This window comes from Phyllobacterium phragmitis, from assembly GCF_002980495.1.
GTDB classification, from domain to species: Bacteria; Pseudomonadota; Alphaproteobacteria; order Rhizobiales; family Rhizobiaceae; genus Paramesorhizobium; species Paramesorhizobium phragmitis.
The window spans coordinates 1-245 of record NZ_PVBR01000135.1; the positions used below are offsets into that span (position 1 = coordinate 1).

At 55.9% G+C, this 245-nt stretch carries 1 pseudogene; it reads left to right on the plus strand.

Features of this window, described 5'->3' with window-relative positions:
- A pseudogene (locus C5748_RS27690) lies at positions 1–103 on the plus strand (IS5/IS1182 family transposase); the annotation flags it as partial.
- Positions 104–245 lie beyond the last annotated feature (142 nt).

Here is a 245-nt window from a genome sequence, read left to right on the forward strand (position 1 = left end):
CAAGCTCAAGGACTGGCGACGCATCGCCACCCGCTACGACCGATGCGCCCACACCTTCTTCTCGGCAATCTGCATCGCCGCTGCCGTCATCTTCTGGCTTTGATCAATGAGTCCGGACCCTAGTCACATGGAACGAAAGTAGGCATCATTTTGTTGGGCTTCTGTCCTAAGGAGCAGGAGTTTGATTGATGGTCGGCAGGCAAGCGGATGTCGTCGTTCTGAGCGACGCGGATAGGAACTTCCTC